Annotated in this window: 11 protein-coding genes; 7 read left to right on the top strand and 4 right to left on the bottom strand. The window is 58.4% G+C overall.

The annotated features are described in order from the left end of the window. Positions 1–159 precede the first annotated feature (159 nt). The 7 genes from ACYZT5_RS23790 to ACYZT5_RS23760 all read left to right on the top strand — a co-directional run bounded on the left by ACYZT5_RS23790 (position 160) and on the right by ACYZT5_RS23760 (position 9,327). Positions 160–1,695 (top strand): MFS transporter, encoded by a 1,536-nt coding sequence (locus ACYZT5_RS23790; RefSeq protein WP_462047661.1) that lies wholly within the window; start codon positions 160–162, stop codon positions 1,693–1,695. A 26-nt stretch (positions 1,696–1,721) separates the two neighbouring features. Beyond that, positions 1,722–2,789: an HlyD family secretion protein gene (locus ACYZT5_RS23785; RefSeq protein ID WP_462047660.1), complete on the top strand. Its 1,068-nt coding sequence runs from the start codon at positions 1,722–1,724 to the stop codon at positions 2,787–2,789. Next, entirely contained in the window at positions 2,786–4,348 is a 1,563-nt protein-coding gene (locus tag ACYZT5_RS23780; RefSeq protein WP_462047659.1) for an efflux transporter outer membrane subunit, read from the top strand. Before ACYZT5_RS23785 ends, ACYZT5_RS23780 begins: the two co-directional genes overlap by 4 nt. Positions 4,349–4,628: 280 nt before the next feature. After that, on the top strand, positions 4,629–5,405 hold the full coding sequence (locus tag ACYZT5_RS23775) for an efflux RND transporter periplasmic adaptor subunit (protein ID WP_462047658.1): 777 nt from the start codon (positions 4,629–4,631) through the stop codon (positions 5,403–5,405). Further along, positions 5,402–6,721 carry an efflux RND transporter periplasmic adaptor subunit gene (locus tag ACYZT5_RS23770; RefSeq protein ID WP_462047657.1) on the top strand — a complete coding sequence of 440 codons (1,320 nt, stop codon included), beginning with the start codon at positions 5,402–5,404 and terminating at the stop codon, positions 6,719–6,721. Before ACYZT5_RS23775 ends, ACYZT5_RS23770 begins: the two co-directional genes overlap by 4 nt. Next, a complete protein-coding gene (locus ACYZT5_RS23765) occupies positions 6,722–8,818 on the top strand; it encodes a site-2 protease family protein (protein ID WP_462047656.1) in 2,097 nt (698 codons plus the stop codon). 11 nt (positions 8,819–8,829) lie between these two features. Continuing rightward, positions 8,830–9,327 carry a GNAT family N-acetyltransferase gene (locus ACYZT5_RS23760; RefSeq protein WP_462047655.1) on the top strand — a complete coding sequence of 166 codons (498 nt, stop codon included), beginning with the start codon at positions 8,830–8,832 and terminating at the stop codon, positions 9,325–9,327. Positions 9,328–9,449: 122 nt separating this feature from the next. Here the strand turns inward: ACYZT5_RS23760 and ACYZT5_RS23755 are convergent, their stop codons facing one another. The 4 genes from ACYZT5_RS23755 to ACYZT5_RS23740 form a co-directional block, all read right to left on the bottom strand. After that, positions 9,450–9,761: a DUF6916 family protein gene (locus tag ACYZT5_RS23755; RefSeq protein WP_462047654.1), complete on the bottom strand. Its 312-nt coding sequence runs from the start codon at positions 9,759–9,761 to the stop codon at positions 9,450–9,452. Positions 9,762–9,857: 96 nt separating this feature from the next. Continuing rightward, complete coding sequence (locus ACYZT5_RS23750) at positions 9,858–11,408, bottom strand: anti-phage dCTP deaminase (protein ID WP_462047653.1); 1,551 nt, start codon at positions 11,406–11,408, stop codon at positions 9,858–9,860. 20 nt (positions 11,409–11,428) lie between these two features. After that, on the bottom strand, positions 11,429–11,623 hold the full coding sequence (locus ACYZT5_RS23745; protein ID WP_462047652.1) for a hypothetical protein: 195 nt from the start codon (positions 11,621–11,623) through the stop codon (positions 11,429–11,431). Positions 11,624–12,015: 392 nt separating this feature from the next. Then, positions 12,016–12,603 carry a phage tail protein gene (locus ACYZT5_RS23740; RefSeq protein WP_415758421.1) on the bottom strand — a complete coding sequence of 196 codons (588 nt, stop codon included), beginning with the start codon at positions 12,601–12,603 and terminating at the stop codon, positions 12,016–12,018. Positions 12,604–12,624 lie beyond the last annotated feature (21 nt).

Raw genomic sequence — 12,624 nt, 5'->3', positions numbered from 1 at the left:
CTCTTGGGACGCGGAGCGTCCCGGGCTGCATTCCCACGCAGAGCGTGGGAACGATCAATCATTGCGTCTGATGCACTTATAAGCTTCGGATAAGTCAATTTTCGTAACGTCTAGCGCTTCTTAAAATGCCTCGGTATTCAAACCCCGGAGCGTGCAGTCATGACTTCCCTCACGGTCACGGCACCTCTCGCCGCAGCCAGCCCGGCCGCCGTTACGCCACCGGTCTTCGGCCCGCGGATCATCATCGGCCTGGTGGGCGTGTTGCTGGCGGTGCTGGTGTCGGGCCTGAACGAAATGGTGACCAAGGTTGCCTTGGCCGACATCCGCGGCGCGTTGGCCATCGGCTACGACGAAGGCACCTGGCTGGTTGCCAGTTACACCGCGACCTCGGTGGCCGCCATGGCCTTCGCACCGTGGTGCTCGGTGACGTTTTCGTTGCGGCGGTTCACCCTCTGCGCCATCAGCGCATTCACCCTGCTGGGTGTGTTGTGCCCGTTCGCGCCAAGTTACGAAAGTCTGCTGGTCATGCGCACCTTGCAAGGCCTGGCCGGCGGCGCGTTGCCGCCGATGCTGATGACCGTCGCGCTGCGCTTTTTACCGGCCAACGTGAAGCTTTATGGTCTGGCCGGTTATGCCCTGACCGCGACGTTCGGTCCAGGGCTCGGCACTCCGCTGGCCGGGTTATGGACGGAATACGTCGGCTGGCAATGGACCTTCTGGCAAATCATCGCACCGTGCCTCATCGCTATGGCCGCGGTGGCTTACGGCTTGCCCCAGGACCCGCTGCGCCTGGAGCGCTTCAAACAATTCAACTGGCGCGGCTTGCTGCTGGGTTTTCCAGCCATCTGCATGCTGGTGATTGGCATCCTGCAAGGCAATCGGCTGGACTGGTTCGGGTCGAACCTGATCTGTGGATTGCTCGGGGGTGGGTTGCTGCTGTTGGTGCTGTTCCTGATCAACGAATGGTCGCAGCCGATACCGTTTTTCAAGATGCAGATGCTCGGCATACGGAACCTGTCGTTCGCCCTTCTGACCCTGGCCGGGGTGCTGGTGGTGTTGCTGGCGGTGATCATCATTCCGTCCAGCTACCTGGCGCAGGTGCAGGGTTATCGCCCGGTTCAGACCGCGCCGATCATGCTGCTGGCGGCGTTGCCGCAGTTGATCGCGCTGCCGCTGGTGGCGGCGCTGTGCAACCTGCGCTGGGTCGATTGTCGCTGGGTGTTGGGGATCGGCCTGAGCATGCTGATGCTGTCCTGCATCGGTGGGTCGCAGCTGACGTCGGTGTGGATACGCGACGATTTCTACGTGCTGCAACTGCTGCAAATCTTCGGTCAGCCAATGGCGGTGCTGCCACTGTTGATACTGGCTACCGGCAGCATCAGTCCGATGGAAGGGCCGTTCGCTTCGGCCTGGTTCAACACCGTAAAAGGCTTGTCGGCGGTGATCGCCACCGGCGTGCTGGAGGCGTTGACCACCTCAAGGCTGCATTTCCACTCAATGATGCTGGTTGACAACCTCGGCAATTCACCCCTGGTCGACAGCGACGGCGCGGGCCTTGCCCACCGGCTGCATGAGCAGGCGGTAGTGCTGACGGCATCGGATCTTTATCTGTGCATGGCCGGCGTCGCATTGGCGCTGATCCTGCTGATTTTCTGGCTGCCGACGCGGGTCTATCCGCCGCGCGCGCCGACTTGAATGCTTCGCTGAAACAGAAGGTTTTTATGACGACTCAATCAAAGCAAAAAGTGGCCGTTGGCGTCGCCACAGTGGTGGCGCTCGGCGTACTGGTTTATCTGCTGGCACCCGGCCTGTTGGGCAAACGTACGCAGCAAAACACCAATGACGCCTTTGTCTCGGCGGACTTCACGCTGGTGGTGCCGCGTGTGGCCGGGTTCATCAAGGAAGTGCTGGTGGAGGACAACCAGCAGGTCAAGGCCGGGCAGCTGCTGGCGTTGATTGATGATCGCGATCTGCGTGCCGCCGCTCAAGCCGCTGACGCTGAAACCCTGGTGGCCAGGGCGCAACTGCAAAATGCCCGTGCGACCCTTGAGCGCCAGGCTTCGGTGATCGCTCAGGCCCAGGCTACGGTCGTGTCGGCCAAGGCTGAAATGGCCTTCGCCGAGCATGAGTTGAATCGCTACAACCATCTCGCCGGCGTGGGCGCCGGCACCGTGCAGAACGCTCAACAAGCGCGGACTCGCATCGATCAGGCCGCCGCGCGGTTGGCTAACGTGACAGCGGTGCTGGCGGCGGAGCGCAAGCAGGTGGAAATCCTCACCGCCCAGCGTGACGCGGCGGAAGGTGGGCTGAAACGGGCGCAAGCGGCGCTGGAAATGGCCAGCTACGAGCTGTCCTACACGCGCATCGTTGCACCTCAGGACGGTATGGTCGGCGAGCGCGCCGTTCGGGTCGGCGCCTATGTCACGGCAGGGAGCAAGATCCTCGCGGTAGTGCCGCTTGCGCAGGCCTATGTGATCGCTAATTTTCAGGAGACCCAACTGACCGACGTGCAACCGGGGCAGGGCGTGCAAGTGCGTGTCGACAGCCTTGGCGGTGAGGCCCTGAGCGGTCGCGTCGAGAGCATCGCACCGGCCACGGGTGTGACGTTCGCCTCGATCAAACCGGACAACGCCACCGGCAACTTCACCAAGGTGGTGCAGCGGATCCCGGTGAAAATCGTCCTCGATCCGGGTCAGGCATTGGCCGAACGGTTGCGCGTGGGGATGTCGGTTGAGGCGAGTATTGATACGGCCGGTGCGGCGACGGCGTCTGAGGTGGTTCAGCGATGAAGAGCTTTGTTGACCGGGCTGACGCCTTCGCGAGCAGGTCGAATCGTCGCACCGTCGCTCCCACAGGGGAATGCATTTCAATGAGGGAGCGAGCCTGCTCGCGAAGAGGCCGGTGGCCTCACCTCACCTTTTGCGCCTTGTTTGTCATGAGCCTTTGCGCCTGCACCGTCGGCCCGGACTTTCAGAAACCTCAGGCACAGCCCATCGCCGAGTGGTCGAAACCGTCCAAGTCCGCCGCCAGCCAAGCCATCGCCGAAACCATGGACGAGCGTTGGTGGGAGGTGTTCCACGACCCGAAACTCTCAGCCCTGAGCCAGCGTGCCCTGACCGACAACCTCGACCTGAAACTCGCCAGCAGCCGTTTGCAGCAAAGTCGCGCCGCGCGTCAGGTGATCACCGCCGACCGTTACCCGAATACCGCCGCCACTGGCAGTTACGGGCGTAAACGCAACAGCGGCGAAGGCTTGAGCGATCCGTCGGGGCACAACGGCGACTCGGCGTTCAACCTGTGGGACGCAGGCTTTTCCGCGTCCTGGGAACTGGATTTCTGGGGCCGTGTGCGCCGCGAAACCGAAGCGGCTGACGCCACCCTGGAAGTCGCGGAAAACGACCGACGTGGCGTGCTGCTGTCGGTCCTGGCCGAAACCGCTCAGGACTACATTCAGTTGCGCGGTGTGCAAAGTACGCGTGCCGTCACCGAGCAGAACCTCGACGTCGCCCGCCACAGCCTGAAACTCTCGCAGCTGCGCCTGGCCGACGGTGTCGCCACCGACCTGGACGTCGCCGAAGCCGCCGCCCAGGTCGCGGTCATCGAATCGCGCCTGCCAGCGCTGGAGCAGCGCCAGTCGCAACTGATCAACGCCTTGAGCTTGCTGATGGGCGAGCCGCCGCAAGCGCTGCATGCCGAGTTATCCACCGACGCCCCGGTGCCGGAAACCCCGCGTCAGGTCGCTATCGGTCTGCCCTCGCAACTGGCCGAACGCCGCCCGGACATCCGCCAGGCCGAAGCCCGCCTGCATGCCGCGACCGCGAGCATCGGTGTGGCCAAGGGTGATTTCTATCCGCGGATCACCCTGTCGGGCAACATCGGATCGCAAGCCATGCAACTCAGCGATTTCGGCTCCTGGGGCTCGCGCTCCTTCGGTATCGGCCCGCAATTCAGTTTGCCGCTGTTCGACGGCGGACGCCTGCGCGGCGTGCTGCACCTGCGCGAAGCCCAGCAACAAGAAGCTGCTATCGCCTACCAGCAAACCGTGCTGCGCGCCTGGCATGAAATCGACGATCAACTGACGGCCTACAACGCCAGCCAACTGCGCCGCGACAGCCTCGCCGAAGCCGTCCGCCAGAACCAGATCGCCCTGCGCACCGCGCAACAGCAATATGTGGAAGGGGTGGTGGATTTCGTCAACGTGCTGACCGTGCAAGGCGCGTTGTTGGCGACTCAGGAGCAGTTCGTGGAGAGTTCGACCGGGGTATCGCTGGCGATGGTGGGGTTGTACAAGGCATTGGGTGGGGGGTGGGAGTCGGTGTATCCGGTGGCAGAAACGGCACAGCGTTAATCGGTTCGCAAAAATTGAAAAACCGGCCGAAGCCGGTTTTTACGCCTTTAACGGCCAGCCGAACTTAATCGCTGCGTACAAGGGTGGTCACGGCGAGATTACGGTGACCCGCTCGTGCCTGCAATGCACGGCTGTCCGGGGATGGTGTAGGACTCGTCTTGGTAGTTTGTAAGGGAATGAACACTCATCACTGAACACTCCCTTTCAGCAATGATGGCTATTCGCTTGACGCAACCCCCCGCTGTCGTAGACTCCGCTCATCCGTCAGGGAGTTACGGTTATGCGGCTTGTTCGTGTGTGGGTTATCGGATTGACCTTTGTAACGTGCGCAGTACAAGCGCAAACACCTGCGCCAGACGATCCGCTGCTGGAAAACAGCGCGGCCAATGCGCAGGCCGGCAGTGAAGCCCGAGGTGTGCTTCGGGCTCGGGATCAGGCGGTGCTTGCCAGCGAGTTACCCGGGCGGATTGTCGAATTGCCGTTCAGCGAGGGTGAGTCGTTCAAGAAGGGCGACACCCTGGCGAAGTTCGATTGCTCGGGTTTTCAGGCCCAGCTCAATGCGGCCCAGGCCGCCAGCCGTGGGGCCAGTGAAGAACTGGCTCATAACAAGCAATTGGCGGCGTTGAATTCGGTCGGGCGTTTCGAAGTGGCGCGGGCCGAGGCCAAGGTCAGCGAAACCCAGGCGCAGTCCCAGGTTTATCAGGTGCAGGTCAAGCGTTGCAGCGTGCTCGCGCCGTTTGACGGCCAGGTGGTGGAGCGCAAGGTCCAGCGTTATGAAAGCGTGGCTGCCGGCGCGCCGTTGCTGGATGTGGTCGACAACCGCACCCTGGAAATTCATCTGCTGGTGCCGTCGCGCTGGATGGGCAAGCTCAAGCCCGGCCAGACCTTCAGTTTTGTTCCCGATGAAACCGGTCAGCCACTGGATGCCACGATCAAACGCCTGGGTGCGCGGATTGACGAAGGCAGTCAGACCTTGCTGCTGGTGGCAACGCTTCCCAGCGCTAACGGTTTGCTGGCCGGCATGAGTGGCACGGCGCGTTTCGCGGAGTTGAAGTGAACGCCCCGGTCACGGGGGGCGCCGAACAGGTATTCGCGCGCTTTCTTGATCTTGAACGCCTTACCCGTGCCGCTCGCACGCCTTCGCAACTGGCTTACAGCCTGGTCAATGACGGCCAGGCGCTGTTTGGCTTTCGCCACGCGGCGCTGTTGATTGCCGGCAAGGTGCAGGCCGTGACGGGTGTCAGTGCGGTGGAGCCGAATGCGCCGTTCGTGGCGTTTATCGAGCAGGCAGTGGCGCAGTTGTTCAAGCTCGAGGTGCTGAAACAGGCGCGGGTGATCCCGGCGAATGTTCTCAACGAATCGATTCAGGTGGACTGGCAAAGTCTTTCCGCGGCTCAGGTGTTCTGGCTGCCGCTGATCGATCACCAGGGTGAGGTGTTTGGCGGTCTGTGGCTGGCGCGGGATCAGCCGTGGAATCCTTCCGAGCAAGTGTTGCTGTCGCAACTGGGGGACACCTACAGCCATGCCTGGCTGGCGCTGCAACCGCGCAAACCGTGGCGACTGCGCTGGACGCGAAAACGTCAGGTGGCGCTGGTCGCGGTGGTGTTGCTCGGGTTGTTCATTCCGGTGCGCCAATCGGTGCTGGCACCGGCCGAAGTCGTTCCACTGGGCGGTCGAGTCGTTGCGGCGCCGCTGGACGGGGTGATCGCCGAGTTTCTGGTCAAACCCAATCAGACGGTGAAAGCCGGCGACCTGTTGTTGCGCTTTGAAAGCACCACGCTCAAAGCCCAGGCCGACGTGGCCGAGCGGGCTTTGGGCGTCGCTGAAGCAGAGCTCAAAGCCAATTCCCAACGCTCCTTCGCCGACGCCGAGTCCAGCTCGAAAATCGATCTGCTCGCCGCACGAGTCGAGCAAAAACGCGCTGAACGGGATTACGCCCGCGAACTGCTCAAGCGCAGTGAAGTACGCGCCGAGCGGGCTGGCATTGCGGTATTCGCCGACGCGGAACGCTGGACCGGTAAACCGGTGCAGACCGGCGAGCGGTTGATGGAAATTGCCGACCCGACCCAGGCTGAATTGCGTATCGAACTGGCGGTGGGCGATGCGATTGCTCTGGAGCCGGGCGCGCAAGTCGCGCTGTTCCTCGACAGTGATCCGTTGCAACGGCATTTGGCCCGACTCGAACGCGCAGCTTACGAAGCACAACCCACGGCCGGCGGTCAGTTGGCTTATCGGCTCGACGCCAGTTTCCAGCAAACACCACCGCGTATCGGGCTGCGAGGGACGGCGAAAGTCTTCGGTGACCGTGCACCGCTGGCGCTGTACCTGTTACGTAAACCCCTGGCCGGTTTGCGCCAGAGCGTGGGGCTTTAGATGAACCTGCCGAGCCTGCGCGCAGATTTGCAGCTGACGCCTGCATCACCGGCACTCGATGGCTCGCCGCGCTGGACCCTGGCCGATCCGGTGCGCGGTCGCTATTTCAAACTCGGCGCGGCGGCGATGCGCCTGCTGCGCCATTGGTCCTTGGGTGATCCCGAACACGTGCTGCGTGCAGCCAACCGCGAGCCAGGTTTGCCGCTGGATGGCACGGAGCTTGAGCAATTGCTGGGCTTTTTGCGCAGCCACGACCTGATCACCGCCCTCGATCCGCAACAGCGCGCCAGTTACAGCCTCAAAGCGGCCGCTCAACGACAGACGCTGTGGCAGATCCTGTTGCACCAATACCTGTTTTTCCGCATTCCGCTGTGGCGCCCGGACGCTTTTCTCAATCGCGCCTGGCCATGGCTGCAGCGTTTCGGCCCGCGAGCGTTACGCTATGGATTGCCGGTAACCCTGGGGCTCGGCGTGTTTCTGGTGTCTCGGGACTGGCAGCGCTTTATCGCGACCTTCCCGCATTTGTTCAGCCTCGGTGGCGCACTGGCGTTCGGCGTGGCGCTGTTCTTTGCCAAGCTCTGCCACGAGTTCGGTCACGCCTTCATGGCCAAGCGCGCCGGTTGTCGGGTGCAGAGCATGGGCGTGGCGTTCATGGTGTTGTTGCCGATGTTTTACACCGATGTCAGCGACGCCTGGCGGGTCAATGATCGTCGCGCACGGCTGCTGATTGGTGCCGGCGGCGTACTGGCTGAATTGCTGCTGGCCTGCCTCGCACTGCTCGCCTGGTCGCTGCTGCCAGACGGTCCGGGACGCACCGCGGCCTTCATGCTGGCCAGCGCCACCTGGATGACCACGCTGCTGATCAACCTCAACCCGTTCATGCGTTTCGATGGCTATTTTTTGCTCAGCGATTTTTGGCAAGTCGACAACCTTCAGGGGCGTGCGTTTGCCCTGTGTCGCTGGCGGTTGCGCGAGTTTTTATTCGGTTACGGTGCAGCGGCGCCGGAGCCATGGTCGCCGAAGATGCAACGGCGTTTACTGATTTGGGGCTATGGCTCGTGGCTGTGGCGCGCGGCGTTGTTTTTCGGGATTGCGCTGGCGGTCTACCACCTGTTCTTCAAAGTGTTGGGGATTTTCCTGATGCTGGTGGAGCTGGTGTGGTTCATCTTCCTGCCGATCATGAGTGAGTGGCGGCAATGGTGGACTCGCCGCGAACAGGCTCATGCACCTCGGGTGCTGCTCAGTGGCCTGGCCTTGCTTGGGCTGTTGCTGATGCTGGTTGTGCCGTGGCGCAGCGCCGTGGAGTTGCCGACGATGCTGGAGGCCGGCCGCGCCAGTGCCTTGTACGCGCCAGTCGCGGCGCGGGTCAAAACGGTGAATGTTCACGATGGCCAGGGGGTTGCCCAGGGCGAGGTGTTGATTGAACTGGAATCCCCGGATCTGGATTCGCGTCAGGCCATCGTCCGCCGCGAAATCCAGATCCAGCAGTTGCAGATGCGCCGCCAGGCCAGTCGCAGTGAAACCGCCGCCGACGCCGGTATCGTCGAACAGCGCCTGGCCGAAGCGGTCGCCGAATACCGAGGCCTGGCCGCCCAGCGTGAGCGCCTGCTGCTGCGAGCGCCCCACGCCGGCAAGGTGCGCGATCTGTTGCCGCAGTTGGCGGTTGGACGCTGGTTGTCGACCAAAGATCCCCTGGCGCGGGTGGTCGAGGACGGCGCGCGGTTGCGCGGTTATCTGGCCGAGGTCGAGCTCTGGCGCGTCGCCACGGGCGCCAGCGGACGCTTCATCGCCGACGATCCGATGCACCCGGCGATCGCCGTGCAACTGACCGAAATCGACACTAACGGTGCGGCCTTTGTCGATCAGGAAGCGTTGACCTCCGATCACCATGGACCGATTGCCGTGCGCCGGGATCAGCATCAAAGAGCGGAGCCGGTACAGGCTCAATATGGGGCGCGGTTGAGCGTCCTCGAAGACGTACCGACGCCGGTGCAACCCTTGCGCGGCATTGCGGTGTTGCAGGGGCGAGGCGAATCGTTGCTGGGTGTCGCCTGGCGACGCATGGCGGCGCTGGGTGTCAGGGAAAGCGGTTTTTAAGGAGAGCTGGGATGGCGAATAACGATTCAGTGGCGGCCGATGGCTTGGTGATTCGGCCTTCACGGGCAAGCGATGGGCCTTTTCTGCACAGTCTTTATCAGGCAGCGCGGCCGGATCTGCAGTGGATCGACGGTGAACCAGAGGTGGTTGAGCACGTGGTGGCCCAGCAATTTCAGGTGCAGGAGCAAGGTCTGGGGGAGCGTTTTCCCAACGCCATGCATTACGTGATCGAAAAACTCGGCACAGCCATCGGTGCGTTGACCACCGATTTTGGCCCTAATGAAATTCGTGTGCTGTACCTGGCGTTCATTCCAAAGGCTCGCGGCCAGGGCTATGGCCGCACGGTGCTGCAAGGTGTGCAGAAAGCCGCGCAACAGATTCGTTGCCCGGTAGCGACGGTGGTCTGGGCCAATAATCCCCATGCGCGCCAGCATTACCTGGCGCTGGGGTTTCAGGTCGAAGAGCGCAACCCGGCGGCGGAGCGGTTGGTGTGGTATCCGCAAAGTTGAATACACCACAGTCCCCTGTGGGAGCGAGCCTGCTCGCGAATACGGTGTATCAGTCGACATCCCTGTTGGATGTCATACCGCATTCGCGAGCAGGCTCGCTCACACATTGGGATTCGGTGTGTTCAGTTGAAGGCGATGTAGAAATATCCCACGTCCGGGTCACGTCCCATGGCCGGTATACGGGAGACAAAGATGTCTTGCACCTGACCCAGTTCCGGCAACTCCAGCGTACATAACCCATCGACAAAGTCTGTGGGTCTCAGGCTGTTGAATTCGACACTGAACGGCATGCGCTCGCTCTTGGGCATCCGCGATCGGGGTGTTTCTTCAAGGCTGTCGATATGGATCGGCAATTCACTTCCATCCGGCAGCCGCAGCGTTCCTGTCTTGCCCAGCAGCGCCTTAAAGTGTTGGCTTTGAACCTGTTCTAACATTTTATCAATCCAAATCTGGTTACCGATTTGATGGGGTTTTCAAAATGTGATGTGGCTTGGTAGTTAATTTTTTTTAATGTTTTAGGCGTTATGGAGTTAAGGTGTGCTTGGAAGCTGTTTGTTTGCTTGTACTACGACTTTTAATTCGACATCCAAGTAAGAGTCTATGTATTCGACTGATATGTGGTTTGCACTTTTGTTGATGATGTCGGTTGCAAAGCCGTTTGCATCTTTGCGGGGGAGATTTGCGGTGAAAAAAGAAGAATATCGACTCGGGGCGACCCCTTCAAACGTTTCAAAAAATGTCTTTTGTTTGTCGTTCCTGTTGGTGGTAATTGCGTCAGAATGAAGTTTCATTGCGAGGCTTTTATCATAAGGTTGGATATAAAGAACTCTATCGATTCCGGCAGCAATAATATGCCTTGCACAATTATGGCAAGGGAAGGTAGTGGTATATAGAGTCGCACCTTCTGTAATGCAGCGTTGTGATCTGGCAATGTTTAATATAGCTTCCATTTCTGCATGAATAGCCCGAGAGTATTCGATTATTGATCCGGCTCTTGTTTCTTCATGAATTAGTTTTGAGATTTTCTCAATTTGAATTCTGGATAATTTAACTTCGTCGCTAATTAAATCTGTGATGCTATCCACAAGTTTGTTTTTGTAGATGTCATTGGAGCATTTTTTTCCGCTATAAACGCATCGATGATCAGGCTTATCATCTGCAGAATAGAGGCCTCCCCCAAAGCGAGGAACATCATTCCATCCTAAAGATATTATGGTTCCTGACTTGTCTGCAATTGCAGCGCCTACTTGTCTACTTAAACAGGCCGAGTTCAGAGATGCAGAAAAGGCTGCATACATGCCAGATTCGTCCTTGGTTGGGGTGATTCCATTTTTTCCGTGAACAAGACCTACAAATCTAGCACAAGGGCCCTCTAAATTAGTTCCATCTGTAAGATTGTTGCGAATAAAAAAATCTGCTTGTTGAACAGTCTTTTCTAACCGTTGACCGTAATTGATATTTTCATATCTGTCGCGTTCGATCAGCGTATGAGCATCTACGATGCTGAGATCATCATTCTCTAGTTGGCGAAGTCGAGCTTCTTGGTCACTCAAAATACCAACTAAGTAAAAGATATTTTTGTATACAAGCCGAAAAAAATCAACTTCGGCTGGGTTTTTTAGTTGGTTTATTATGTAGACAGTACGTGGTGGTGTTAGATTGTCAGACTCGCTCATTTGTAGTTCGCGTTCTACCGAGATCTGCTTAATGGCTTGAACGGCAAGCGCTGTTGAGTCTAGGTCTTTTCTGATCTGGTTTCCCAAGTCCTGGAGAGTATTATAGCGGTCGGCGCCTTTTAGGGACTTGAGGTCTTTACTTGCATGAGCGGGAGGGAGTTGGTTGATGTTGAAGTATTCAATTATAATGTCGCTTATTTTTATATGTTTTACTTCGTAGCCATAACTCTTGAATTGATCGGTTATCTCTCGCGAAACTTCCGCGATTCCGCAGCCCGCAGCGCCACATAGGGCAATTACGATTTCGTTAGTGCTTCGGCCTTTAATGCGAGTGGTTAAATCTTTGTCTTTGGTAGTTCTAGATTTTAACAGAGACGCCAAATCCTTTCTGACGGTAGTAGACATCCTTGAACCCCATTGCTGAATTACCAGTCTGTTTTAGATGCCCTGCTCAATATTTTTTCCAAGGCCTTCTTATGATCATTTTGTTTGCGTTTTTGCATGAAAACTTCGGCTGAAGTAATAACAGAGTCGGAGTTATCAGAGATATCATGATATTCCAGACTATGTTGAGCCAGATTTTTCGACTCCATTACCGTGCGGATATCTTGAATTTTCATTGCCCTTCTCCTGCTTTTGGCTCTGTAGCAAAAAACTTCGTAGCATAGACACTATGGATAACTATATCGGTGAGCGTAGACCTATAGGTTCATTACGCAAGGGCAAGGTTCCGAAAAGGTCAACTGCTTTGCGATGAACGGAGCGTTTGTCAAGATCCTAATACGACGTTTTTATATGAAGAACGTCAAATTTGATCTCAGATTTTCTGGGCGGCGAGCTTACCACTTCCAAAATCGAGAGATGTATCAATTCTTTGTATCAATCGACATAGCAGTCTATTGAAGTAAAGAGGATTTGACCTACAAGGCGTCTCATTTGAGCCACATGAGACGCCTGGTTGTTAGCTAACCCTTTTAATTGAAAGAGATTTTTTTCTGACTGGTCGAAGTCCTCAGTTGCGAGAAGGGAACAACCCGTTCAGGGCGATGCTGAAGTTGAGCACCAGGAACGGGTTCATCGTTTCCATGGGCAGGCCGTTACCGGCGGACGAGATTTCCCCCGTGACCGTGGTGGCCACGCCTTTGAGTGGCACGGCTGAAGCGCCTTGCGCATCGGAGTAGATGCTCGCCGAACCCGGGCCGCCGCCGGAGGCGCCGATGTACGAGTTGGTGGCGGTTGGATTGGTGACCGGGTTGCTCGCCGGGCTGGCCAGTTGCAGGGTGGTGGTGGCCGTGAGCCCGGACAAGGCGTGGGTGTGGTTGGGCAGGTTGGTGATGGTCGCGGTGACGTTCTCGGTCCCGGAGAATTCGCCAATGACGCGTGGGGTCAGGCCCAGGCCGTTGCCCTGTGCCATCGGCAGACGGCCTTGCAGGTTGGGTAGCATGAAATTGGTGGTGCCATTGCCTCCATAGTAGGTTCCCAGCAGTGAGAAAAGCGCCTGGTATTGCGAGATCCCCAGCGTCTGGCCGTTGCACAGGGCCCAGCCGTTTGGGGCAAAGTTAAAGGCGAAAGACTGAATAGTGCCCATGAATACTTCCATAGTTCCTCATCCCTCAGGTTA

This window comes from Pseudomonas sp. LB3P14, from assembly GCF_054898045.1.
This window is presented reverse-complemented; position numbering and strand designations above follow the sequence as displayed.